A 22,660-nucleotide genomic window follows, 5' to 3' on the forward strand; every position below is an offset into this window, starting at 1 on the left:
AGCAACCGCTTCAAACGACGATCCGTCACGCGTGCGCGAGATCTCGTCCGCCTGCAGCACAATCGGCCCGATCATTGGTTCACTGAGTTTGTCAGAACGCCAGGCCCGGTAAATGACGGTGGGCTTGATATGGCTCGTCCCGGCATCAATCACCCGCTGCAACTCCTCCGGGATAATCTCGCCCAGATCGCCCAAATCCACCCGCATCCCAAAATCCAAGTCCCCGCGCGTGTCCTTGGGCTGCATGCGCATCGGCAGATACTCATACTCCTGCACCACCCCGCCCCCATGGCCCAGCACTTGGCGCTTCATCCAGGGGTTTGGGTTGCGGACCAAAAAAAAAGACCCGGAGAAAGACGGATGGCTTATCTCCAGGCCCTCAATGCGCGAGACCGACCTTCGCGCCTTAAAGAAGAAATCATTCTCTGACATAGACCAGATCCTCGTTAACTACTTTGCCCAGAATATCGATGGCCTCACAGACATCATCACCAAAGACCGCATCCAGCATTGCTCTGGCCGCCCACTCGTCATTACATGGGGAGACGAAGTTAGGCAGGACTTCAAGCTGGGCATTGACGATGATGGTATTGCCATTCTTGGACGACAAACGAATCGTGCCAGGCACAAAAGTCGCTTGGTACTCAGTGGCTTCCATCCCTTCTAGAACCAGGTCTATAAGGAATGGATCGCCGCCCGACCTCATCCAGTTGCGCACATACCCCTGGAACATGTCGTAATCGTCGCAAGCCAGAACCCAACTAGCAGACACCATGAGCGGGTTCCCGGTCGTGTCCAGGCGGCGAAAACTTGGACCACCGTCCATTCCTGACGACACAATCCCGTCAGCAAAGTCCGCTGTGTACCCTGCTTGCTGAGGAACAAACGGAAACTTAGTTAAGCAATCCATCAGCGCCTCTTTGGAGTGATGTTGAATCGACTAGCCATCGAACTGCCCACTCTTGAGTTATTGTTCGCCAGCTCTCTGGAAACCGCATCAGGAGCCTTGCGCATCACCGCATCCTCGGCGATCAAGACGACCTCATCGCGAGTAATAGACTGAACGCTGTAATCCTGCGGCGTGCCGTTGTTGTTGATCACGAGCCGGGGCATTACAGCCTGATCAGCGCCCGCCCGTAGACCACGCTGTCGGGAGTCAATGCGTTCCAGCACCGAATCAAGGCGTGCGCTCGTCTTAGCTGTCGTAACTCGTTCACCCTTTTCCAGCAGCCATGTTCCTGTCTGAGGAACAGAATCAATGCCGTCGTGAGCCATGCCGGCCATTGCTGTTAAGCCCACAGCAGTAGCCAGGGGCGTAGCAACCGCCAACGCAGCACCCATTGCTATAGGAGCCTGGGCAGGGCCAACCACAGGGATAGCAGCGGTGCTAGCATACGCCGCCAGACCAGCTTGCAGCGCCGTTGCTTGCGCGTTGGCCGCCATCGTTGCTGCGCTAGACGCCTGGGTAGTTTTACCAACGATCAACTGAACAGCTTGATACGCCAGCCACTGAGCAGCCATTTGGCCAAGGGCATTTACCACAGAACGAGCCATCCCCTCAGCCACGCCCTTGAGCGATTCGCCCAGGTTCTCCGAATCGAAGATCATGGCCTCAAATGCATCGCCAAACCCTCGGGTCATGTTATCCAGCATGCCAGTGAACAGCGCATCTGTCTGCCCTGCAATGTCTTGGGCGCGGGTAGCAAAGTTATCCCAGGCCCGAGCCATACCATTCGTCCAGTCAGCTTCGGCTATCGCCCGCGCTTCGGCTGAGTGCTGCAGGCCCGCCAGCTTCTGTTCCTCGAACTGCCGGAACAAATCAAGACGGTACTGGTATTGCTCCTGAGTGAGCGCGGTTTCCTTAACCTGCTGGGCCATCTCCAGATCAAGACGCTTCTGCGCGTACTCCTGACGGATCGCGAGGTCAGCCTGGGCCAATTCACGCTGACGATCACCCATCCCAACACCAGCCGAATCCAGATTCAGCTTTTGCTGGAACACATCCATTTCCTGCTGGAAGGCCAAGTACTGGCGGCTCGAGTCAATCGCCGCCTGCATAGCCTTCTCTGTTTCGTTCCAGGCTTGGATCTGGTCGTACAGCGTCAAGGCTCGTTTACGGTCTGTCTCCGAGCCCTTGGCCATCTCAATCTCGTACCGAGCGGCCTGCTCGGTCGTCATTCCCAGGGCGCCCTTCTGAAGCATGAGCTGCTTGATTACATTCTTGAGCTCATTCTCTTTGGATGCTCCACCGCCGCCTGTCGTGCGCGGCACAGCATTGGCGTAGATATTGGAAATCTGCGCCTCAGCCTCTTTGCTCACCTGAATAGCAGCTTCAGCCTGGGCAAAACCAGCGAGCATGTTCTGCAAAATGCCGCTTGCCACATCGCCTGACACCTCCCCACGCGCAAACGCATTGGTCGCGGCAATAAGGGCCTGGGTTTTGATGGCCAGCAGCTCCACCTTCTGCCGCTCGACATCCAACGCCCGGATATTGTTTTTGGCGGCCTCGGCGGCTTTTTTGTCCTTGCCCTCAATAGCCGTTTGCAGCTTCTTGTACGCATCAGTCTGTGCGGTGATAACACCAGCCATTTCCCGCTGAACAGAATTAGCGCCCGCCTGTGCAGCCTCAAACACGCCCAGTTGGCGTGCGCTCATGCCGATAACGTCGCGGGCGTCAGTCAGCTTTTTAAGGTACTCGTCCCATTTTTCGATACCAGAAGCAAAGCTGTTCGAGGTGGATGAAAGAATGCTCAGGGACCGATTTGTGGCGTCTAGGACACTCCCCGCGCCTTGCGCATTTTGTTTTAGCTCATCAAAATTTCCGGCAAAAGTAGCCCACTCGTCAAGGGCGCTACGCGGGATGCCAAACCGAGTGGCAAAGTTACTCAAAATTGGAGATAGCGACTCACCGCTTGCACGCGCTGCATGCAAGCGATCAATAACCAAATCCAACTCTGCAACGGGGACGCCAAATCGAAGAAGATTGATGCCGCCAACGCTCGCAATAAGATCAGAAAATGCTGAGTCCGCCTTTCTTGTGCCCTCTTCAAACGCTTTTGTGTATTGAACGAGTTTGCTTGCCTGCTGATCCTTGCTGAGTTTATTAAAGCTTTCGACTACCGAGCTGAGCGGTGATTTCAGGTCCTCCACCGTACGGGCGAGAGCATCTGCACCGCTTTTTGCCTCAGAGAATGCTGAATACATGGCGTACCCAGCAGCGGCCAGCACGGCCACAATCGCTCCAATGGGATTGGCTGCAATTGCGGCAGTCACCGCCTTAATGCCTCCAACTACCCCGACAGCCAACGATTTGGTTAGAACAGTAAGGCCACCAATCAAAGCCGGGGAATAGAACCCAGCCAAGGCTATGGCAGCAATGTCACCGTACTTGGCTACAGCCAACAGCGCTGACCCAGCAACATCAAAGGCTGGACCTACTAAAGCCCCAAATGCCAGCACGTAATCACCCGCCTTACGAATCCCGTCAGCAAAGCCAAGCACAGACTCAGCCAGGAAGGCCGATGCGCCTGATGCCTTATCAATTTTCCCTACAAACTCGGTAATATTGTTTTGCACACGCACGAACGCGTCTGCCATAGTGGCAGGCATCAATGCGGCCTCTTCGCTTAACCGGGTTAGCGATGAAACCATTCCTGTGGCGATAACGTCGCTCGTGACCTTCCCTTCAACAGCCAGTTTTCGCAAGGCGCTGGTAGTAACGCCCAGCTGATCGGCCATTGCCTTCAGAATTCGCGGGCTGCGCGAGACGATCGTGTCAAACGCCTGGGCGTCGAGCTTTCCAGTAGCAAGGGACCGAGACAGCGATCCAATTACAACATCCGCATCCTGCCCACGGGTGACAGTTGTAACCAGCGCATGGTTCACCGCCTCTGTGAAATCGGCTGCCTCGGAGGCGCTGCGGCCCAAATCACGGAACGTCGCCACGTTTCTGGCATACACGCCAACTGTCTGCTGAAGCGGCGAATATGACGCATTCGCCATATCCGTAAGCCTTTGCATTGAGTCAGCCGCGTTCGCCATATCCCCCGTAGCGGCACCAACCTGGCTCTGCATGTCCGACCAGGAGTCAGCGTAATTTTTGAGAGCGTTTACGCTGAGTGCTGCGGCCACAAAAGCACCAGCTTTAAGCGCGGCCGCGCCCATGAGTGACATTTTCGATGCTGCTGACTCACCGGCACGACCAAGACCATCAATCGGTCCCTTGGCTTTCTGGCTCTCTTTGCCAAGCTTTTCGGTAGAGCGCTCAGCATCCTCGCTTGCCCCAGTAAAACGGCCAAGCGCATCACGGGCGCGCTCAATACCATCTGCGCCATCAACCCGAAGGCCTAAAGCAGCGACTTCCATAATGTTTTACCCATAAAAAAACCCGCCGCAGCGGGTTGGGGACTTCTAATACAACTTCTATTGTGAGGCTTTCTGGAGCTCCCTAGCCGCCTTATAAGACGAATCTAGTGTCTTTTGACTAGCCTCCGTAATATCGTCGGCTAAAGTTTGGTTGCTCCATTTGCTAACTTTCCCATCTTTAAAGGTCACTACCAGTCTATCTTGCGCTAGGTTCTCGTTATCAAATGGAGTAAATCCAATTAGCACCTTATTCCAATAAATCCATCGCTCTCGATCTTCATTTACATCAGTCCGACGCGGCTCACCCAGAACACCGATAACTTCAGGCTTGCTCATTCCAATACCGAGATGCAATGAGCCCCTGTTGTAATCAATTTTATTTGCGCATCCAGCCATAAGCAAAACCGAGAATACCGCCACAAAGAAACGCCTCATAACCCCTCCGTAACAAAAGAATACGGGCCATGATACCCCAACGGGAAAAGCCCGCGCTAGGCGCTACCGCGAAGACGGTTTCTCATTGGTCTGATGAAACAGATACACATCATCCATTTCTCGCATCAGTAGCAGAAACGTATCCGGATTAAGGCCTGGCTTGCGCTCCGCATATTTCTCAATCGCCGACCAGGGAATCGGCCCCGTTGTAAGCCCGCCTGGACGTTCGGTGCTAAGCTCACGGAAAGCCCGCCAGTAGGACCACTCCACATCATGAAGATCTGGAGGGATAAGCCCCGGCGGAACCTCCTGCCCGTAATGCTCATAAGCCTTGATTTGCTCATGAGCATTCGGGTGCTTGAGGCTCCATCGCAGGCGGGCGATTAGTTTTTTGCCAATTCTTCCACATACAGGTTGGCGTCTGCATCCACTCGCTGAGCCGCCAGAAGGACCATGCCGGCAAAACGCTCACCGTTTCGAGACGTGATGAATTTGGTGGCCAGTTCGGGGGTGTAAGGCAAATCCTTGCCACCGTCTTTCAGGCCGCGCCAGCCCTTCAAAACCACTTCGGCCAGGGTTTCGCGCATGGCTTTCGATAGCTGCTCTTCATTCAAAGGTTTACCTCGATTTTTCAAGCGCAGTGCCGCCTGCTTCTGTGTAAGCGCCTTTTGAGCATCTTTCGAGCCAATGCCACACACCAGAAACTCAACACCAGGCGCACCGTCCAGGTCGCCGACCCACGTGCCAGAATCAATTACGTTCAGGGCTTCGTCAGTCAAAACCAGTTCATTGATATCCATGTCTGTAATTCCTATTTCGGTTCTGGTTCGTTAAGCGGAGCTGGCAGGTGAACCAAGCCTTCCAGCCCCTAACCGCTGACGCGGGTTCGTTAAATCGTCACAATCCGACCATCAACTGCGATGGGCCAGGTGCGGGTATACAAGTCATTCTTGGCACCGCCGGAGCGTGCGCCGTCAGTAGCCAAGCCCTGGAACAAATCGGTCATGCCTACAGGCGGGGCGGAGGCAGTGTGAGTGCCGGTGCCTGCTGCCGTGGTAGCGATGGGCGTGCCGCCTTCTGTGGCCGAAACGCTGAACGCATTCGCGGTCAGGCCATTAGCCAAGACGTAATACACAGTGCCTGCCGTCAATCCGGTAGGAAGCGTGCCATCTGTAGCGAACACCACGGGCTGATTGGCGAACAAGCCATGAGCCTCCCAAGTGACAACAGCCGGGTCTGCGTTTGTGATAGTCACGGTAGACTCGGGCGTGCAATCAGCGCCACGCTCGATCTTGAATTGATAAGGGCGGCAATGCTCAATGGCCTCCAAGTACTTAATCTGACCTGGGTCCAGCGCCATAGGCACAAACTGGTTGGTCATCGTGCCGCCATTGCGGCCGCCTTTGGTCTTGCGAGTCCATTCTTCATTAATCAATTCAAACTCGTTGACGGCTTGCTCCCCGCCCAGCTCGCCCAGGTTGTACAGGCCGCCAATCTCAATCCAGTCGGTATTGGCGAAATCAGCCAGGGTTGTATTGCCCTTGGCCGGTACAGGCATGCTGCTGATAAAAACTCGCGTTCCCGCGATTGTGTAGAGCTGCTCGCTCATGTGCGTCTCCAAATGGAAAAAGCCGCACGGGGCGGCGAAAAGAAAACCCGGCGCTTGGCCGGGTCAGTTAAGTGTTAGGTGCGTGTAGGTGAAAGGCAATAAAAAAGCCCTCGCAAGAGGGCTCTCTTAAAAATCAGTTAAGGCATATCAGTAGCAGCGGTCAAGTATTGCTGAACCTTACTAGCAACATCTTTAGCGTGTCCCCGTGCCAGACGGGAGTCACCAGAATTAATATTTTCATCTAAAAAATAATCTGCAGAAACCCGTCGCACTCTTAGGATATCACCCAAAATCCCAATTGTTCGCAAAAGTACCTGTTTATCAAAGTCTGATTCGCACTCGAAACTTTTCAATCCTTCCCATAGTCTTTGATGAACCCCCCCTCTCAGATCATCGGAAGAAAGCCGGTAACAGGAAAACTCTGAATCACACAAATGATAAATAGAGTAATAAAACTTACTAACAGCAAATCTATGGCTCAGCTCACAATCCGCTTTTCTCCACAACTCATCTGCGAACGTCATCAATTCTTGAGGAGTTACTGACATGCCATCTCCCGAATTTTCCCTGGAAACTCGAATAAAACGTGTACCCGAGGATAATTTTTACGTCCCATGGCTACCGCTAACGCAAAATCACATTGCAACTCCAGCAAGGACTCAAGGCCCGCAGCCAAACCAATATGTATTACTAAATTACCATCGCCATCATCTTCAACAAAATCAAAACAGATATCCGATGAGAGAAGGCTTTTCTTCTTTAGCTGCGCAAATGCCAAGTCAAGAAGAGCCCCAATATCTATATCATTTAAGCGACCAGCTTGTAAAACAGCTACCATTTTTTGCAAAATATTTACATCAATAGCTGGCTTATACTGTAACTGTATCTCATCTGCTTGCGCATACATTTCCAACAACAGATGTAACGACCCGGACATTAAAGCCGCCTCCCCAACTTGGGAAACCATCCCTAGCCTTGGCCAATCCTTACTTTTCAGCTCCGCTTGACACTCAGACGACAACCCGAGCTGAACTAAAGTAGGAAAATAGATCCCAATAGATTGTTTGCTGTAAATATCACCTAAGCCTCTAGCGATATCCATGCATCGTCTAAACTCTTCAATGTCGCCGGTAAAAACCTGAAGAGCAGCCTGCAATTGCCAACCTGAAAACGCATCCACCTTCTTCAGCTTATTAATATCAGAAAGCAATTTTCTATAATTAAAGTCATTGCTCTTTCTTATGGACGCATCTCTGCTAGACTCCAAATTAAAGCCATCTACTATTTCATTTATTATGGTTACAGGCTGTGCTAGAGACATAATTCCAATATATTATTTAAACCATTTACAGAATCCATCAGAAACCTCAAGATTCTTTTAAATGCAAGCGCAAGCGAACACACTAACTAAGCTGGCGAATGACAACCACCACAAATGTAAAAATTGTAAAACGACTATAGCACGTAGCTTGCCGCGAAGTTTAGGCTCTTTTTCAGAGCCACACAAACAGTTCCCCAGCCGACGATATGCCCGTTGTAAAAAAGTCGTGGCGTGTAACCATCTGATCGTACCAGGCTGACTTGGGGTCCGCTCCCAGCAGTCAACTCGGATCTTGTCAAAGCTCTTCCACCCTTGCGGGCTCGGTATCCACCGATTTAAGGTTGCTTGAAGCGTTTGCCCGAATGAACGGGTATAAAAAAACCGCCTGGATGGCGGCTATTCTTTATTCGCGGTTGCTTTCGCCCGCTCAGGCTTTCTGGCGAGTTCCTGACCTCCAGTCTTAGGCTTCAGGCCCACCATCTCGGCTGCGCCTTTAGTTACATGGCCGGCAGCCTCACCGATTTTTCCCTTTACCCAAGCATCACGCGCCAACTTTCGCCGGGCCTCACAATCTGTGCACATCGTTATCTCCTATGCAAAACACTGCCATGGGACGCGGACCGGAACAGTCCAGAACCCGTTATCTTCATAGCCCTCTTGGACGTATGGATAGTCAGTCACTGACACACACACACCACCGTAGGTCATTTGCGTGCCGTCACGAAAATGATCTGCGACCGTTCCCGCGATCTGGTCGTAGGCTGAAACGTCCTGGCCAAGCGGATAAACCAGAGTGATGATCAAGGCTCCTGTTCGTCGGTGCGGCTTGCCTGGCGCGATCATTTGCCGAACTGGCGCCACGGTAACTCGCCCTACTCGCAAGTAAGGCTGCGGCAGCCCGCCGGCATGCGGCACCTCAAAGGTTTGGCCCGGCCAAGCCTTGGTATAGGACAGGGGTAGCGACTCTATCCGGCCCTTTATAGCCAGCCAAATTGCCGTTTCGGTTTTTGCGCTCATTTGCTTTTCGCCTCGACTCCTGATTGCAGCTCCGCCACCGCTTTGGCTACGATCTGCTGCCAATTTGCTATGGCACCTTCAACGAAATATGAGCCAGCTTGGTTGTAAACGCGACCTAATGAATCTGCGCCGACAAACCCGTAGTTCTGCCGCCGAGCGTAGATAGCTTGGTAGCCAATCCAAACAGGCTGACCCAGATCAAGAGTGGCGGTAACCGCCCCCACGTCTTGATCTTTAAGAAATACCGCAGCGCCCTCTGCTCCTTGTGGCATACCTTGCGTAGAAGCCATAAGCGACCGCGCCAAGTTCCCTGCCTGAAAAGGTAGGCGCCCACCATTTGGTTTGGTTTCCCGCATTTCATCAGCAAGCAGCTCAATCGAGCGTCTGTGAGTTGCTTCAAGCCTCTTCTCGCTTTGTGCAGCCCAGGCTGACACTGTTGCAGCAAATGAATTGCTCATTCCAGCCCCACAGAATGATCCAGGCGGTATGTGGTGTCACAGCCGCATGAAATAACGTGTTTTGCTCCGCCGGCTGGATCGTGTGCGTGCTGCATACTCGTTCCATCAGGGAACACAAAGGGCGTGTCCAATCCTCGGACCGACTGACCAGACATAGCCGCGTGATCTGGACGGCTCTCTTTGGTTGCGCCGCGCCGATGATGCCAAGTCTTGATAATTGCGCTCTTGTCCAACCCCTTTGACTCCGCTAACTGCTGCCATTGCTCGTCCCGAGCCGACATAACAGCATTAGCTGTCTCAGTTAATGCCACCGTATCGGCTCTGGATTTCAACAGCGCGTTGCTGTACTGCCGCTCACTGATCAGTCGGTCCGCTTCTGGCACCGCAGTTCCTGCCTTGTAGGCCCGGATAATCCGTTGCTCGGTGGCTGCATTGACCTTGTACCGGAGCGCCAGTTTTCCGTCCTGCCGGACAATCACCAGATCTCGCACACCATCTGCGGTGCGCATACCCTGTGTGACTGCCTGCAAACGTGCTGCACGGGGAGCATCCAGCCCGAGCACACCGCCAGCGCGTGACCCACCTTGCACTCTACCTGCCAGATCGACTGCTATATTGCGTGGCCCTTGGCCTCTGCCGAACCCAGCCTCAATGACCATACGAGCCACTTGGGTCTGTTCCTCTGAGAACCCCACAACGCGGTTCGCTACGTTCTGCCGAATCCACTCTTGAGCGCCGGGGTTAGTCATGCGAAACCGAGTACCGATACCGCCTAACCCCTGCGCCTGGATCTGCGCTGCCGTGGATGCGCCTGCCAGCGCATACGCCTGTGTCATCTTGGACGAGTACTCAGCCCAGGCCGCTTCATTGATATTGAGAGCAGCAATCGCACCTTCGATGTCTGTTCTGGTAAGCGCATCGAGCAAGGCCCGCCAATCGACCTGGGCTTGCAGGTCGGTGACGCTGGCCATGAACGCCCTGTGAACCTCGGGCTCAAGCTCAGCGATCAGTTGTGCGAATAGGCGAGCCTGCGACCGGTTGGGTCTGCGTGTAGCCATATCAGCCCCGAATAATGAATTTCACCGCGCTCGTAACCCCAGCGGCCGGTATGCGCTCAACCGCAATAATGTGAACCGGTACACCGTCCACAGACAGAACATCGCCCGCCGTGTACTGCATCGTCGGAACGGTACATATAGCCTGCCGATCAGATGCCAGAATTACCGTCCCGTCCATCTCAGTGCCGATAATCTGTTTACTCACACCGCGCACCGCACCTCGGAGGGGCTCAGTCTGCGTTGTTGGTTCTACCGGCTCCCATGGCTTACTCGGGTCTGGCGTGCCAGGAGTCTTGCGGGTCAGTTTGATTTCGCCCTGCCCTAGTCCACCTTGGCTCGTCGGGGCCAGTAAGTCAGCGGCCATCTTAGCCATGTCTGAATAGAAGTCGGCCATATCACGCTCTCAAAATGCACTGTGTTGCGCCACGGTTGACCAGTAGGCAGCGCAGCAAATCCTCAACTTCGGCCAGTTGCGCGCGCTGCATATCAAGAGTCAGCGCAACGCCATCAGCCGGCCCGAATCGTTCTCGCTCGATCACATCCACGCGCTCACGCTTGTTCACAGCACCCGGAGTAAAACTCGGACTGGACGCGCCTGGCGTCAGAAGCTCCACCAGCGCGAGTGCATAGGTGGCATGCTCGATCTCGATCGGTACGGAATTGTCGGGCAACGCTTCATTTGCACAATGATCGACAGCGCCTGATCTTGGCCATGCCAGAGACTGTGCACGGCCTTGCGTGGGCTTGCCCGGGTAACGTTCCCCATACTGCCCATCCAGCGACCGGGTAGCTCGCACAAGCGCGGCTGTACGCTGGGCATCAGCCACACCATCAGCAGACCACGCGGCACCACCGGCCGACATCGAGTGATACTCCAGTGCCCCATCCAGAGAGCCGTAATATTTCATACCGGCTCCTTACGCCGTTTTACGCAACGCCTCGCGTACTTTGTCAGCACCCGCCTTGTGATGAACGGAAACCCCGCGTTCCTTAGCCAAAGCATGCAGCTGTTCTGCGTCTAGCTCGTCCAGCCCATCCCAAAGCGTTGTATTGGCATTAGCTGCATCAGACGCCAGCTTTTCAGCCTCAACGCGCTCTGTTGACTTCGCTTCTAGCTCAGCTTTAGCTTGCTCCTCAGTCTGCTCACGCCGGGTAAACGGGTGCTCGTAACCAGCCGGAGCAAAAGCCGCATCAATGATCTTGTAGCCCTGAGACCGCAGCTCCACTTTCTGCTCAGGAGTAACCGGGTGCTTTTGATAGATAACTTTCATCTAAATCTCCAAATAAGTAGAGCGGCCTAAGCCGCCCTCTTCAAACCGATTAGCCCTGACCTTCAGCCATTACGCCGGCGCTGTGCTTAATGCTGGACACAACCAGATCCCAATTCGACCCAGTAGCGATCTCAGAATCAGTTGGTGATTTGCCGCCATTGGCCATATCCCAGGCATAGCCCTTCAGGCCAACGGTAAAGTCGTAGTCAATCTGCAGCGTGGTTTCAATTCGTTCCTTGCCGTTGCTAGTTTCCACGTTGGAGACCAGGTTGCGAGGATCGCGCACCAAGGCCGCGCCGGTAGTCAAAGACAAAACGCGACGCTTAGCAGCATCTTCTCCTGCAGCTGCCGTAAACAGAGCTGGCGCATCAGTGACAACCGACGGACGGCCAAGAATATCGACCACGCGCACGTTGCCTGCCTGGAACAACGTTTGAGCATTGGCCAGATTCAAGGCGATGAAGTTGTGGTACTGAATGCCATCCATCACCTGAGCAACGATCTGGCTGGAGTGATCCCCAAACAGAGCGTGCGACTCGTTGACTGTCAGATAGTCCACTTTCTTGGATGCAGACACATCCACGGTAGCGGCCGCCCCCTGATTGCCAATGGCGGCCACCAGAGCAGCAATGACGGTATTGAGCTGATCTTGCAGCAGCAACTCAGCAAAGGCGCGGGAGGCAACCTCGACACCCTCAGCCGTAGGCTTGTTAAGCCACGTCATCTGCGAGGGCTCGTAACGCACAGGGCCAAAACCACCAGCAATTTTCACTGCCACGAACTTATCTTGCGACAGATCCACCGGCGTCACGGCATTGTTGGTGCCATAGCGATCAACGCGGCGGCGCGCATTGGACAGGTTTCTGAAGAACGAAGTCATCACGAAATCGCCTTCAAAGCCTTCAGTAGTCAGAACAATGGAACCGTTGGAGGCGGCATTGAATTTATCGACCATTTGGGCCAGCGTTTCAATCGTCGCTGGCATGAAGTACTTATTGAATACTTCCATTTGAGAGAGAGACATCTGTAGCTCCTATAGCTGTAAAGATGGATGCCGCGCGAGGCGGCTAAGTTTGTGTTGTCGCGCCTCGCGCGTTGCTGCACCCATCGGGGCAGCTTTCTATCGGCCAAGTTCTGGATACTTGGCAGCGATTGCCTGCTGACGCTCTTCTTTGGAGCCGCCAAAATTTCCGGCAGTCTGACCGCGCTGCCCTGCACCGTGGCTTCCAGGTGCGCCAGGCCCGGATGCCTTGGCTAGATACGCCTTGCCTTGCTTGGCAGCAAAATCTTTCACGAACTCCACCGGAGAGACTTCACCCAGGTCGGTATCAGCAAAAGCAACTCGCTGACCACCGTCTTCGCGACGAACCTTGATCTGATCTGCAAGGAACTTGGAAAGCATCGGCTTATGGACAGGATCAAAACCTGCTTCATCAAGGGCAGCATTCAGCGCATCACGCCGAGTCTGCCCGTCGATATAGCCGTCACGCTCTGCAACCTGTGCCGTGATAGCGTCCAGGTCCGTCTTGTGCTTAGCCTTCAGACCTTCCACCGCTCGTGCATGCTGCTCTTTCAAGGCCGTAATCTGCTCGTCTGGCTTAGCGCCAGACTTAAGGCGCTCCCACTCATCGGCGTCGAAGTCCTCGGGCAGCGCGCCAATCCGGCCTTCCAGCTCCTCGATCTTGGTTAGGCGCTCTTTGGCCTTGACCGCGTTTTCCTTATTGGCGCGAATCACGCCGGAAACCTTCGGGTGCGCGTCGATATCCTCGACGTCCAAAACAAAGCGGCCATCGGCCGCTTCTGTGTATAGGTCTTTGAGGTTTTCTGGAACCTCGCTTGCTTCGGTATAGAAAGATTTCAAAGCCACGTCATGGCCTCCTTAGTTGGTAGCGCCCTCGGCGCTGGGAAATAGCGAGCCTACGCCCGCCAGAGGATCGCCATCAGCGTCGTCGTCGCCAATGTCCTTTTCCTCTTCTTCATAAGATTTGTCTTCGTGGATCACGCCGCCCTGCTGCAGCTTGTCGAATAGCGCCCGGTGCGACATAGCACCGCTCTGCCACGCGGCGACCAGTGCCTGGATGTCCTGCGCAGTGATCGAACGATCAAAGAACTCTAGGTTCGGCGTAACGACAACCTTTTCAGGATCTTCTCCAATCCACTTGGCGATATTGCGCAGTGCCCGCTCTAGCCCAGCGGCAGAGGTCTGAGCAATGCTTGTAAGCGTGGCTGTCTGGCTTGCGGCCCGTAGTTTCAATGCCTCACCGCTTTCAGCAGACTGCCCTGACTGGAGTACCTGGGCACCAAACTGAGCCGCTCGTGCAAGGGCTTCTTGAATTGCATTAGCCTGCTTCTCCAGCCCTGGCCCACTAAACTCCAAATACTTGGCGTCGCCACCTTGCGGCAAAATCCACAGCACTGAAGAACCCAGCGTTTTGGGCGCAAGTCCTTGCTGAATTGCACTTACAGGATCGTCAAACCCTATGGCCACTGGCGTCGGCTCGCTGGTCATGTGCAGCGAGAAGGAGAAGTCAGCATCCAGGCGGTAGATGCGCACAGCCAGCTTTGCCAAACCGTACAGCGGCACATCGTCTGGCTCGGGCGTTAAATCCAGGGATCCTGTAAAGATAAATGGCAGGGTATCCAGCGCGTCACCTCGCGGCGTTGAAGCAGCAACCTCTTCGCCAGCGGACCAGCCCCCCTCCGTCTTTTCCCATACTCGCGCACGGTAAACACCGTCATAGGCCAAGCACTCGCGCAATCGCTCCACCTGCTTCCATTTGCCGGTCTCTCGATCACGGACGGGGCCAGACTCATCCAAAACGACGTAATCGGGAACGCCATTGGTAGAGTCCCAATTGATGATGGACTCAGCCACGTAGCCTGACAGATACGGCACCCCGTCCTCAGTCAGACCTGGCAGTAAGCCATACCGACCAGTAGTCAGGATCTCCATGCCCATCCGCCGGTGCAGTGCATCTAGCGTCAAGCCATCAAGCGTAGCCCGCTCTCTTAGGTGCTCCATGGACTCCGGCAGATCAACTTTCGCGGGCTTGGCCAGCATAATGCCGACCGCGCCCCGGATAGTAGGCGCTGTAACTTCGGGGAACTCAGCTCGCGTCTTATACAAGTCGTACACGCGAGCCTTGGCAACCGGGTCTTCGATGGCTGCTGTACCGGTTTTCAACGGCAGGTACTTATCACCTTTAGCCTTAACATCGTCCTCACCCGCTACGGCATCGCGCATCAACTCCCATGAAGGAGCAAAGCTGATGTACTCCGGGTGTTTGATACTTGGGTCTTGCATGTGATTATCCAAAAGCGGTTGTGACAACTCCGGCCGACTTCAAGCCGATACTTGGCGCGAGCTCGGTCAATGCCCAGACTGCGGCATCAAGCCGGTCAGGCGATTTCTTGGCCGTTGCTGGCACATATTCCATAAGTTGGTTTTCGAGTAGGTACAGAGCGCCTTTATGCGCCACCCGGCCCTGCTCGTAGAGTGCTGAGATAGGCTCAGCCCGGGCGAACTTGCCTTTGCTGGCGTGGACGCGCACGATACGACCCTTAAACCCGGCATTACGCAGCGTTGACTCAGCCATATCGCCGCCCTGGTTCGTCTCGATGACGATAGCGTCAGCATTGTGCTGCTCATATGCACCGATTGCCTTCAGTGCCCAGCCGTTAGGGCTGTACTTGCCGCTATAGTCGCCGTCTACCGAATACTGGCGGTTGTCGCCTGATCCATAGGAGCTGGCTGCCACAATGCCGGTCTCGTCGCTTTCGTCGCTCGCAGTCGTGGCCGGGTCAACCGCCACCACCGTGCGTACGAGCTCATGCCTGATCTGCAAAGCATGAGCGGCTGTAATCAGCGCCTCAGTCCACAGCGCCCCCTCGGCATTGAATCGCCGTGGGCGCTGCATATACTGCGCCTCTGCCGTGCGCCGGTGAGAAAACAGCGCAGTCCGGTGTGATTCGTTGTGCTTGAAAGGCCAGAGCCAGCCATCAGGAAGGCCATGGTCAATCGGGATGCCGTGCGTGTTCTCTTCCGGGTAAGGCAGGCTGTTGTCGATGATCACTGGCAGATTCAGGTGGTGCCACTTTTCCCCGGACCCGCCACGCAGCAGATAGCCGCTGAGGTCCTGGTAGTGAATCCGCTGCATGATCACAATCATCGGCGTGGTTTCAATCGCCAGTCGGGATTTAATCGTTTCATTGAATCGGTCGTTAATGCCGCCGCGCACCGTATCACTGTATGCATCATCAGGCTTGACCGGATCGTCAATGATCAGCGCGCCCTGCCAACCCGGCTCCATGTGCCCGGCTCGAAAACCCGTCACCTGGCCGGCGGCTGACGACGCATACACGCCACCGCCGTGCTCAGTCCACCACATAGCCTTGCTGTCCGCGTCGTCGCGCAGCATCATGGGCCACATGCTTTGATAAGCCTGAGACTTAACAATGCCCCGCGCCGTACTTGAGTTCAGTAGCGCCAGATTGTGCGAGTAAGACAAGTGCATGAACCGGGCGCGATTGTTCAGCGCCAGGCCGCGCCCGATCATATTGATCGTGGCAAGCTCAGTCTTTGTGTACCCAGGCGGGACATTAATGATCAAGCGGGTAATCTCACCAGACACCACACGATCAAGCGTTTGCTGGATCACCTTGTGGTGGGGGGCCACGATCATCTTGGCACCCATGCGTTGCTTGAAAAAAAAACGGCCAAAATATAGGCCGTCTTCTTCACACTCTATCTTGCGGGCATATTTTCTTTGGTCAGCAGTCGTCATCAGCCAGCATCTCCTGCCGGGCCTGTTTGTATTCTTCTTTCGTCAGGGTGGCCAGCTCAATCGGTCCGCCAGTAGGACTTCCGTGCCCGACCTGCTCGCGGAACGCCTGGACGCTGACATGCTTGCCCAGCAGCTCCAGGTTCTTTACCTTGTCAGGCCATTTGATTTTCTTCAGAACACCGATGGCCGCGCGATCATCGCCCGAACCGCCAAACATCTCAGCAAGGTCGAACCCGGTCAAGTACTGCCGCCATACCTTAGGCCACTCGCTGAGCGGCTTCAGACTCATTGCATCGGTCATGATGTCCAGCACATCCATTCGATCTATCTCGACCAGCCTGGCTAGGACGTAATCAGCGTCCACCTGAACGCGCTCCGAGCGTTTTTCTTGGGCTTCTTGTATTGCTTTGGCAATTTCAAGTTTCTTCAAGTTCTGCTCACCGATCTGGCCGGCAGTCTTGGCACTGTACCCAGCACGAACAGCAGCTTGGGTGGCGTTCAGATCAATTAAGTATTCCTCAACAAAGCATCGTTGCTTTGTTGTCAGAGCTCGAACACCGAAAGACCTGGCGGCTGCCTTATCTCTAGCGGCCATATATCTACCCTCATTGTTCGCCAAAATATAATGACCCTCTTAATGTGACAATAGGTCTTCAAACACAATGTATCTATGAAGGAAGTAGGCCAAAGATCATGGAATCACTAATCGTTCTAACTCGTAAGGGTATGTCTGACTTTCGATACGAAGACGGTATTGCATGGTGGACAGCAGCCGCGAAAAGAGTACAAAACTGTGACTACGTTATCTGCACTCACAATCAACAGAATTCACCCGACATACACAGAAAAGCATTTCTTATTGGAAAGGTGAGTGGCGTTACTCAAAATGAGTATGGGCGTATATGCGTCAACATCAGCAAGTACGCGTACCTTGACGTACCCAGATACGGCCCTCTAAATCGGCTACCCTACTCATATGTCCCGACAAACGAGCTTGGACTTGATCTAGCGAAGCTCAACTGGGCTCTGTTTGATCCGGATAACCTTGCTATCGAAGATGAAACCATAGATGTACGCCAAGCACTGAGGGCTGTAGAGGCAGAATCATCAGTAACAACACGGCGAGCATTGATAGAGGCTCGTATCGGCCAAGGAGCTTTCCGTAAGACACTTTTAAAACAATGGCAAAGTGAGTGCCCGATAACAGGATGCACTATTCCTGAGGCACTTCGGGCATCTCACATCTTGGCATGGGCAGACAAACGAGCAACTAATCACGATAGGCTCAGCTCCAACAATGGGCTATTGCTTGCTGCCAGCGTTGACGCTTTGTTCGACCGGCACCTAATCAGCTTCTCTGATACTGGTGAGCTGCTGCTAACCGAACAAATTGAAAATCAAGTAAGCGCACTGGGGATAATAAAGCGCTGCTTACCTCCACTGAATGCTGACCAAAAAAAATATTTAGCATTACACAGAGCGAAATTTGGGAAATTTTAAGACAGTAAGGCGCAGAGTCTCCACGAGATAATGCCCCGCTGTGCCCAATCGTACGTACGTCAACTCATGGGCGCTGTTTTTCAATCAGCGCTCTTTCCTTGGCCCATAAAGAAAACCGCCCGGAGGCGGATGAAGGTTATTTTTGTTTTCGCTCTATATGAATAAAATTCTCTGAGGGGCTTAAAGTGAACTCATCGTTCCCTTCGTTTCTCAAGACGTTTTCTACGCCCTCGACAATTCTATCCTCCTGCCCCCAAAGATCTTGACCCACTGGGAACGGAGATATCTGCTGTTCATAAGGATTGATATTGTCTATGAAATCCAATACAGCTTGCACTTCTTGGATTAGGGTTGCCATACATACACCCAAAAACTCACACTCTACCTGAAGCCGATCTGCTCCCCAACAAAAACCGCCGATCTCACGATGGGCGGGCGGAATCCGCATGTGCTGAATGCGCTGAGTGATAAACTAGCATGCTTTCCCCCTTGGAAAAGCTACCCCATGCCAATCATCATCCTTCTTCCGATCATTACATTACTTTCGCTCGTACTAGCCTGGCGAACGCGCGGAGTTGATCGAGCACTAAGCATTGCGATTACAGTGCTAAGTGCTGGTTTTTCGGCAGTTTATTTCTCTATATTATCTGCGCTTTGAGCCGATCGCCCACAACAGCCAGCCCTGCACATCAAAACAAAAGCCCGCTCAATCTTTCAACTGGTGCGCCATTACTGCCTAGAAGATTTCGGCATATCTATTCACCGATTTTCGATATGGGGAGAAACATAAGAAATGGCTACGTGTTTTCCTCAGCCTAATCGACAGCTAGGCAACGCCTAGCTAGCGGGCCAATTTTTTTCATCCATAAAAAAAGCCGTCTCTCGGGGCAGCTAATCGTACGACCTGTTAGGGCGTCTGTCGCCAACTTTTGTATGCCTTGTAACCAAAGTATCCAGCTACTCCAACGATTGCTGCCCCAGCTAGAGCGGCACCAGCCACAACAACCGCACCTGTAGTGGCGGCGGTAGTGGCGGCCGTGGTGGCCACGGCAGTGACGCCTCCAGCCATCCCAGCCCCCCCGGCGGTAACGGCACCCCCACCAGCCGTAGCCAATGCGGCTGTCGTGGCTGACGCGGCTGCGCCCGCACCAACGCCAGCTGCACCTGTTGCAGCAGTCGCAGCCCCAGCGGCAATCCCACCCAGGGAAGAAGCGCCTATTGCGCCACCCCCAGCAGCCCCAGCCGCGGCGAATACGCCTCCAGCAGCCACCTCATCACCATTAACCTGCATATGCGACTCCACAATAAGTTACTAGACAATACACATTGTCAGCATACTATATCTGGGTCATGCCGTCGTTCTTGTGCCGCCTATCTTTCCATCTGGGAACTAAAGGCCATCACTCCATCGGATGGAGCGCCTAAAAACCCAGCCAATCTTCCGATGGGTGGGCCTGTTCAAAACCTATAGGCACAGTTGTGCTGCTGATAATGTAATGGTTCTTGAAATGGTTTTCCAGGGCCTGATGTTATGCTTTCCGCCCACCACCAATCCGCGTGGGCGCCATTACCTACTTCGCTACGATTCGATCGGATATGCCCTGTAGACTCCAGGTCGCGTAACACACGCCAAACGCCAGTGCGGATTACTGCCCGCCGTTTCTGATCGGCATTGCCGCCTACGTAATTGATGATCTGCCGCATTTTAAAGCGACGCCCCGGATACGCCGCCAGCAGATCTATCACCTCCGACGCGTACTTCACAGCAATACCTCCTTTTCTACCTTGGCCCTGAATCCTTCCAGGTGCCGTTTGTAATCCTCATCCCGCAAGATGGCCCCGGTGATCTGGCGAATCCATCGGCGCGCTACCACCAGGCGATCAGATGCCGATAAGTTGCCGAAGTGTGAGTTCTTGCGGGTGTACTCGGCTTGCACCACCATGGCCTGATAGCGAGGCAAGCGCTGGTACAAGGCATCCACTGCCTGGGCATGGTCTTGGTTGATCGGGCGGTAGTCGTCCTCCCAGGGAACATACCGCTCCATGTTCCCGACCGTCTCGCCCGACCAGCACCAGCGAGCCCAGTTCCAGAGCAAATCATCGCCGCTCAGTTTTTGCATGGCTGCCCTCCCCGAATAATGCTTTAAGTCCTTCCCGTGCCCTTTCCTGCTTTACCTCTGGCTGCCGCTCCTGGTGCTCTTGCCGTTTACGGCGCACGAAGTCAACGTGCTTCGATAGGTCTTGGTACATCCAGCTTGGGTATGACATGGCTATACCTCCCTCACCGAAATGCCGTGGACCTGCAAGAGCAATTTTCGTTTGATGATGTAGTCCCGCGTGCGCATGCCCTTGGCGTCCTCGATTACCTGCTTACCGGTGCGGGCGTCCGTATACCGGAAATCAGCCACGTACTCACAGGCCCGCTCAGGCCTGCCGTCATCGCGGCGCTGCTTGGGGATCAGCTCGAAACGCGGCTGCAGTTCCAGGCCGGTGATCTGCCCTGCCCGCTCCAATAATTTGAGCTGGCTGTATCGCTCCGCTTCGCGAAGGCTGTCAAACCTGATGCCGTTCAGCACGACCTTGCGGTTTCCGTACTTGCGCTTCATGCTTGCAGCCTCCGCGGCGAACTGGGCGCCAAGGCCTCTTGCATTTCACTGTCGCTGAGCTGCTGGAATCCGATACGCTGGGTATCGGAACCGTTCTGCAGCACCAGCTTGGCGCGCACGGCATCACCGATCAGCACCGGCGGCTCAATAGGCTGGCCAGCCTGGCTGTTCTGCGCCTCAGCAATACCGGGCAGCCAACGGGGATACTCCAGGCTAGGGCGTGTGGCGTAGCCCCGGTAGCGGTTCTCGAACTCACGCGCCACAAACGGCCACTCGTCCTCTTTCTTCGTCCCTAGCGCGATCCAGCCGCCCATATCCTGCAGAACCAGCAGAATGATCGGGTCGTCGAAGGTCACGCTGCGGTAAGTACCAACATTGCGCACAGCCTTGTCGACCTTGGCCCACGCCACTAAGGCGCTGTCTTGCGTCGACCCACGCAACAGCTTCACGATGTCTGAAGGTTTCGGTACATACTGACCGTTGTCAGGATTCACGCAGTGGCGATTAATGGCTTCACTTACGGCTGGATAATCAAAGGGTTTCATGGCCTCCCACCAGACGTTCAACGCAAAGCGCGATGTGTCCCTGTGGTAGAAGGCATAAACATCGGCCATAAGGCCAAAGAACTGCTGTTTTTCAGTGTCGTGCATCTCAGGACTCCAAAGCGGCTAGACGGGCAATTTCTCGGTTTCGGGACTCCAGTGCCTCCTGGCGATTCAAGCCTCCGGACTGCGCTGAGGGCCCTTGTCCGGTGTTGCTTTCCTTGACGCCAAAAAGCCCAGTCCAACCACGCTCAATGCTCTGCTCAATGGCGGCTATGGGGTCCTGCCCAGCGGCATGTAGCTTGCCGAGTGTTCGCAGAGAAAGCCGTTTGGCTGCCTCCGTCCAAGCCTTACCGGATTTTTCTTTTCGGAATTCATCCCACATCGACCACGAATCAGAGTCCAGCCAGTCGGGCAAAGCCAAGGCTTCAGCCTTTGATGGTTTATGACGGTTACTTGATGGTTCTATGGTGGTTATATGCGGGTGCAACCCGTTGCACCCTTTCATGTCGCCGTTTGCACCCTTTGTGTCGTCAGATGCGCCCTTTATGTCGTGGATTGCGCCCTTTTCGGGTGGATTAATGGGCGCAAAATCTGCACCGTTTTTCCCATCAGAAATGGGTGCAATTTCTGCACCGTTTTCTTGGCCCGGTAAATCGCCACCTTTAATCCAATCAAGGTTGACTCGATACTCACGAGACTGCCCCCGTCCACCATGACCGCTATTGACCAGAATCAGCCAGCCAGACTCTTCCATCCTGCGTAGCTGATACTGGACTGTGCGGCGCGACTGACGAGTCTTGATCATCAAATGCTCAATGGACGGGAACACCTTGCATCCGTCGTCATCAGCGTGATCGGCCAGCGCCAGGGCGAGAATCATCTCACCGCCACCGACCGGGTACCGTTCAAATACGGCCGTCATTACCTTGACGCTCATACAAACTCCTTATCCCGCACTGGTCGCCAAGCAGCGAACGCACGCTCCCAGATCGTTTTCTTCTCATCGCGAGTAAATCGCCGCCCTTGGTCCAACTCTGCGTGGCAGGCATGGCAGCCAGGGACGGTATAAAAATCAGGGGCTTTCAGTGCGCCTGCCTTGTCGTACTCCAGCCAGTTGGGATGACACGGGACCACAGTCGGGTCGTCGGGATAGCTGCGACATAGCCCGGGAATCTGCAAATAACATGGATGGCCACGCACGGCATTGCGCAGCTTGGCGTCGTGCCGCCCGACTCGTTTCTTAGGCGTCCGCTTCTTCCAGTCCGTAACTTTCATCGGCTTATAAGTGCGCAGCGGTCCGCCGGCACGCAGGGTGCTGTTCCACGCTCTCATGAGAACTCCACTCCATAATCTTGGGCGGCATGAGCCTGAACACGCTCGCAATACTCGGAGAACTGCGAGACCGTCATATCAGTAGTGGAAAGCCGACGGGTTACCACCTCACCATCGGGCAGCGTGATGTCCTCGCAAACCCCGAACAAGCGTCCATACAGTTCGTGCCAGGACTCTTTGCTGAACTGGCGCCCGCCTACCCAGGCCTGCTCAGCGATCGGTGTAATCACGGCAGCCCAGTAGTAGCGGTTCTGGACGCTGCGACGCTTTGCTTCTGCTTGAGTCACGATGACCTTGAGCGGCTTATCGTTGTCGATCGCGGCACGCGCATTCGCCCGCACCAATGCCACAAGATTGTT

28 protein-coding genes are annotated in these 22,660 nt (G+C 54.5%); 1 reads left to right on the plus strand and 27 read right to left on the minus strand.

The window, feature by feature from the left end; translation table 11 throughout:
* The 19 genes from IE156_RS12840 to IE156_RS12925 form a co-directional block, all read right to left on the minus strand.
* On the minus strand, positions 1–432 hold a 432-nt coding region (locus IE156_RS12840), incomplete at its 3' end, for a hypothetical protein (protein WP_194523899.1).
* Positions 419–775, minus strand: coding sequence for a hypothetical protein (locus tag IE156_RS12845; protein WP_189392952.1), 357 nt, complete (start codon positions 773–775; stop codon positions 419–421). The genes IE156_RS12840 and IE156_RS12845, both read right to left, overlap by 14 nt.
* 134 nt (positions 776–909) lie before the next feature.
* Complete coding sequence (locus IE156_RS12850) at positions 910–4,365, minus strand: tape measure protein (protein WP_189392953.1); 3,456 nt, start codon at positions 4,363–4,365, stop codon at positions 910–912.
* Between the two features lie 57 nt (positions 4,366–4,422).
* A complete protein-coding gene (gene bamE, locus IE156_RS12855; protein WP_189392954.1) occupies positions 4,423–4,800 on the minus strand; it encodes an outer membrane protein assembly factor BamE domain-containing protein in 378 nt (125 codons plus the stop codon).
* Between the two features lie 63 nt (positions 4,801–4,863).
* Positions 4,864–5,199, minus strand: coding sequence for a phage tail assembly chaperone (locus tag IE156_RS18650; protein WP_444541880.1), 336 nt, complete (start codon positions 5,197–5,199; stop codon positions 4,864–4,866).
* Positions 5,184–5,600, minus strand: a complete 417-nt coding sequence (locus IE156_RS12860) for a phage-derived protein YdaY family protein (protein WP_189392955.1) — start codon at positions 5,598–5,600, stop codon at positions 5,184–5,186. The genes IE156_RS18650 and IE156_RS12860 overlap by 16 nt, the downstream gene beginning before the upstream one ends.
* Before the next feature lie 89 nt (positions 5,601–5,689).
* Positions 5,690–6,409, minus strand: a complete 720-nt coding sequence (locus IE156_RS12865; RefSeq protein ID WP_189392956.1) for a hypothetical protein — start codon at positions 6,407–6,409, stop codon at positions 5,690–5,692.
* A gap of 137 nt (positions 6,410–6,546) precedes the next feature.
* Positions 6,547–6,957, minus strand: coding sequence for a hypothetical protein (locus IE156_RS12870; protein WP_189392957.1), 411 nt, complete (start codon positions 6,955–6,957; stop codon positions 6,547–6,549).
* Positions 6,948–7,730, minus strand: coding sequence for a hypothetical protein (locus IE156_RS12875; RefSeq protein ID WP_189392958.1), 783 nt, complete (start codon positions 7,728–7,730; stop codon positions 6,948–6,950). The genes IE156_RS12870 and IE156_RS12875 overlap by 10 nt, the downstream gene beginning before the upstream one ends.
* A gap of 591 nt (positions 7,731–8,321) precedes the next feature.
* Positions 8,322–8,747, minus strand: a complete 426-nt coding sequence (locus tag IE156_RS12880; RefSeq protein ID WP_189392959.1) for a DUF4128 domain-containing protein — start codon at positions 8,745–8,747, stop codon at positions 8,322–8,324.
* Positions 8,744–9,205 (minus strand): hypothetical protein, encoded by a 462-nt coding sequence (locus IE156_RS12885; RefSeq protein ID WP_189392960.1) that lies wholly within the window; start codon positions 9,203–9,205, stop codon positions 8,744–8,746. The genes IE156_RS12880 and IE156_RS12885 overlap by 4 nt, the downstream gene beginning before the upstream one ends.
* A complete protein-coding gene (locus IE156_RS12890) occupies positions 9,202–10,263 on the minus strand; it encodes a structural protein (protein WP_189392961.1) in 1,062 nt (353 codons plus the stop codon). The genes IE156_RS12885 and IE156_RS12890 overlap by 4 nt, the downstream gene beginning before the upstream one ends.
* A gap of 395 nt (positions 10,264–10,658) precedes the next feature.
* Positions 10,659–11,171: a DnaT-like ssDNA-binding protein gene (locus IE156_RS12895; RefSeq protein ID WP_189392962.1), complete on the minus strand. Its 513-nt coding sequence runs from the start codon at positions 11,169–11,171 to the stop codon at positions 10,659–10,661.
* Between the two features lie 9 nt (positions 11,172–11,180).
* On the minus strand, positions 11,181–11,534 hold the full coding sequence (locus IE156_RS12900) for a hypothetical protein (protein WP_189393545.1): 354 nt from the start codon (positions 11,532–11,534) through the stop codon (positions 11,181–11,183).
* Positions 11,535–11,583: 49 nt separating this feature from the next.
* Positions 11,584–12,558 carry a major capsid protein gene (locus tag IE156_RS12905; protein WP_189392963.1) on the minus strand — a complete coding sequence of 325 codons (975 nt, stop codon included), beginning with the start codon at positions 12,556–12,558 and terminating at the stop codon, positions 11,584–11,586.
* A 96-nt stretch (positions 12,559–12,654) separates the two neighbouring features.
* Positions 12,655–13,401 carry a hypothetical protein gene (locus IE156_RS12910; protein WP_189392964.1) on the minus strand — a complete coding sequence of 249 codons (747 nt, stop codon included), beginning with the start codon at positions 13,399–13,401 and terminating at the stop codon, positions 12,655–12,657.
* 12 nt (positions 13,402–13,413) lie between these two features.
* Complete coding sequence (locus tag IE156_RS12915) at positions 13,414–14,838, minus strand: DUF4055 domain-containing protein (RefSeq protein WP_189392965.1); 1,425 nt, start codon at positions 14,836–14,838, stop codon at positions 13,414–13,416.
* A 4-nt stretch (positions 14,839–14,842) separates the two neighbouring features.
* A complete protein-coding gene (locus tag IE156_RS12920) occupies positions 14,843–16,318 on the minus strand; it encodes a phage terminase large subunit family protein (protein WP_189392966.1) in 1,476 nt (491 codons plus the stop codon).
* Positions 16,305–16,913: a terminase small subunit gene (locus tag IE156_RS12925; protein WP_189392967.1), complete on the minus strand. Its 609-nt coding sequence runs from the start codon at positions 16,911–16,913 to the stop codon at positions 16,305–16,307. Before IE156_RS12925 ends, IE156_RS12920 begins: the two co-directional genes overlap by 14 nt.
* Before the next feature lie 98 nt (positions 16,914–17,011).
* On the opposite strand from IE156_RS12925, the gene IE156_RS12930 reads away from it, so the two are divergent.
* On the plus strand, positions 17,012–17,818 hold the full coding sequence (locus IE156_RS12930) for an HNH endonuclease (RefSeq protein ID WP_189392968.1): 807 nt from the start codon (positions 17,012–17,014) through the stop codon (positions 17,816–17,818).
* A gap of 136 nt (positions 17,819–17,954) precedes the next feature.
* Here the strand turns inward: IE156_RS12930 and IE156_RS12935 are convergent, their stop codons facing one another.
* The 8 genes from IE156_RS12935 to IE156_RS12970 form a co-directional block, all read right to left on the minus strand.
* Positions 17,955–18,176 (minus strand): hypothetical protein, encoded by a 222-nt coding sequence (locus IE156_RS12935; RefSeq protein ID WP_189392969.1) that lies wholly within the window; start codon positions 18,174–18,176, stop codon positions 17,955–17,957.
* A gap of 549 nt (positions 18,177–18,725) precedes the next feature.
* Entirely contained in the window at positions 18,726–19,109 is a 384-nt protein-coding gene (locus tag IE156_RS12940) for a hypothetical protein (RefSeq protein WP_189392970.1), read from the minus strand.
* A 469-nt stretch (positions 19,110–19,578) separates the two neighbouring features.
* The gene (locus tag IE156_RS12945) at positions 19,579–19,938 is read right to left on the minus strand and encodes a hypothetical protein (RefSeq protein ID WP_189392971.1); all 360 of its coding nucleotides are present in this window, start codon (positions 19,936–19,938) and stop codon (positions 19,579–19,581) included.
* Positions 19,939–20,088: 150 nt separating this feature from the next.
* Positions 20,089–20,424 (minus strand): DUF1064 domain-containing protein, encoded by a 336-nt coding sequence (locus IE156_RS12950; RefSeq protein WP_189392972.1) that lies wholly within the window; start codon positions 20,422–20,424, stop codon positions 20,089–20,091.
* On the minus strand, positions 20,421–21,074 hold the full coding sequence (locus IE156_RS12955) for a DUF6475 domain-containing protein (protein WP_189392973.1): 654 nt from the start codon (positions 21,072–21,074) through the stop codon (positions 20,421–20,423). The genes IE156_RS12950 and IE156_RS12955 overlap by 4 nt, the downstream gene beginning before the upstream one ends.
* 1 nt (position 21,075) lies before the next feature.
* Positions 21,076–21,906: a phage replication initiator YdaU family protein gene (locus IE156_RS12960; RefSeq protein ID WP_189392974.1), complete on the minus strand. Its 831-nt coding sequence runs from the start codon at positions 21,904–21,906 to the stop codon at positions 21,076–21,078.
* Positions 21,903–22,301: a nuclease domain-containing protein gene (locus IE156_RS12965; protein ID WP_189392975.1), complete on the minus strand. Its 399-nt coding sequence runs from the start codon at positions 22,299–22,301 to the stop codon at positions 21,903–21,905. The genes IE156_RS12960 and IE156_RS12965 overlap by 4 nt, the downstream gene beginning before the upstream one ends.
* Complete coding sequence (locus tag IE156_RS12970) at positions 22,298–22,651, minus strand: recombination protein NinB (RefSeq protein WP_229841311.1); 354 nt, start codon at positions 22,649–22,651, stop codon at positions 22,298–22,300. The genes IE156_RS12965 and IE156_RS12970 overlap by 4 nt, the downstream gene beginning before the upstream one ends.
* Between the last annotated feature and the right edge of the window lie 9 nt (positions 22,652–22,660).

The organism is Alcaligenes pakistanensis, from assembly GCF_014652815.1.
In the GTDB taxonomy this organism is placed as follows: domain Bacteria; phylum Pseudomonadota; class Gammaproteobacteria; order Burkholderiales; family Burkholderiaceae_B; genus Alcaligenes; species Alcaligenes pakistanensis.

Excerpts from the sequence above, each read along its gene's own strand:
- IE156_RS12845 (WP_189392952.1), bottom strand. The coding sequence starts at position 775 with ATGGTGTCTGCTAGTTGGGTTCTGGCTTGCGACGATTACGACATGTTC.
- IE156_RS12850 (WP_189392953.1), bottom strand. The coding sequence starts at position 4,365 with ATGGAAGTCGCTGCTTTAGGCCTTCGGGTTGATGGCGCAGATGGTATT.
- bamE (WP_189392954.1), bottom strand. The coding sequence starts at position 4,800 with ATGAGGCGTTTCTTTGTGGCGGTATTCTCGGTTTTGCTTATGGCTGGA.
- IE156_RS12860 (WP_189392955.1), bottom strand. The coding sequence starts at position 5,600 with ATGGATATCAATGAACTGGTTTTGACTGACGAAGCCCTGAACGTAATT.
- IE156_RS12865 (WP_189392956.1), bottom strand. The coding sequence starts at position 6,409 with ATGAGCGAGCAGCTCTACACAATCGCGGGAACGCGAGTTTTTATCAGC.
- IE156_RS12870 (WP_189392957.1), bottom strand. The coding sequence starts at position 6,957 with ATGTCAGTAACTCCTCAAGAATTGATGACGTTCGCAGATGAGTTGTGG.
- IE156_RS12875 (WP_189392958.1), bottom strand. The coding sequence starts at position 7,730 with ATGTCTCTAGCACAGCCTGTAACCATAATAAATGAAATAGTAGATGGC.
- IE156_RS12880 (WP_189392959.1), bottom strand. The coding sequence starts at position 8,747 with ATGAGCGCAAAAACCGAAACGGCAATTTGGCTGGCTATAAAGGGCCGG.
- IE156_RS12885 (WP_189392960.1), bottom strand. The coding sequence starts at position 9,205 with ATGAGCAATTCATTTGCTGCAACAGTGTCAGCCTGGGCTGCACAAAGC.
- IE156_RS12890 (WP_189392961.1), bottom strand. The coding sequence starts at position 10,263 with ATGGCTACACGCAGACCCAACCGGTCGCAGGCTCGCCTATTCGCACAA.
- IE156_RS12895 (WP_189392962.1), bottom strand. The coding sequence starts at position 11,171 with ATGAAATATTACGGCTCTCTGGATGGGGCACTGGAGTATCACTCGATG.
- IE156_RS12900 (WP_189393545.1), bottom strand. The coding sequence starts at position 11,534 with ATGAAAGTTATCTATCAAAAGCACCCGGTTACTCCTGAGCAGAAAGTG.
- IE156_RS12905 (WP_189392963.1), bottom strand. The coding sequence starts at position 12,558 with ATGTCTCTCTCTCAAATGGAAGTATTCAATAAGTACTTCATGCCAGCG.
- IE156_RS12915 (WP_189392965.1), bottom strand. The coding sequence starts at position 14,838 with ATGCAAGACCCAAGTATCAAACACCCGGAGTACATCAGCTTTGCTCCT.
- IE156_RS12920 (WP_189392966.1), bottom strand. The coding sequence starts at position 16,318 with ATGACGACTGCTGACCAAAGAAAATATGCCCGCAAGATAGAGTGTGAA.
- IE156_RS12925 (WP_189392967.1), bottom strand. The coding sequence starts at position 16,913 with ATGGCCGCTAGAGATAAGGCAGCCGCCAGGTCTTTCGGTGTTCGAGCT.
- IE156_RS12930 (WP_189392968.1), top strand. The coding sequence starts at position 17,012 with ATGGAATCACTAATCGTTCTAACTCGTAAGGGTATGTCTGACTTTCGA.
- IE156_RS12935 (WP_189392969.1), bottom strand. The coding sequence starts at position 18,176 with ATGGCAACCCTAATCCAAGAAGTGCAAGCTGTATTGGATTTCATAGAC.
- IE156_RS12940 (WP_189392970.1), bottom strand. The coding sequence starts at position 19,109 with ATGCAGGTTAATGGTGATGAGGTGGCTGCTGGAGGCGTATTCGCCGCG.
- IE156_RS12945 (WP_189392971.1), bottom strand. The coding sequence starts at position 19,938 with ATGCAAAAACTGAGCGGCGATGATTTGCTCTGGAACTGGGCTCGCTGG.
- IE156_RS12950 (WP_189392972.1), bottom strand. The coding sequence starts at position 20,424 with ATGAAGCGCAAGTACGGAAACCGCAAGGTCGTGCTGAACGGCATCAGG.
- IE156_RS12955 (WP_189392973.1), bottom strand. The coding sequence starts at position 21,074 with ATGCACGACACTGAAAAACAGCAGTTCTTTGGCCTTATGGCCGATGTT.
- IE156_RS12960 (WP_189392974.1), bottom strand. The coding sequence starts at position 21,906 with ATGAGCGTCAAGGTAATGACGGCCGTATTTGAACGGTACCCGGTCGGT.
- IE156_RS12965 (WP_189392975.1), bottom strand. The coding sequence starts at position 22,301 with ATGAGAGCGTGGAACAGCACCCTGCGTGCCGGCGGACCGCTGCGCACT.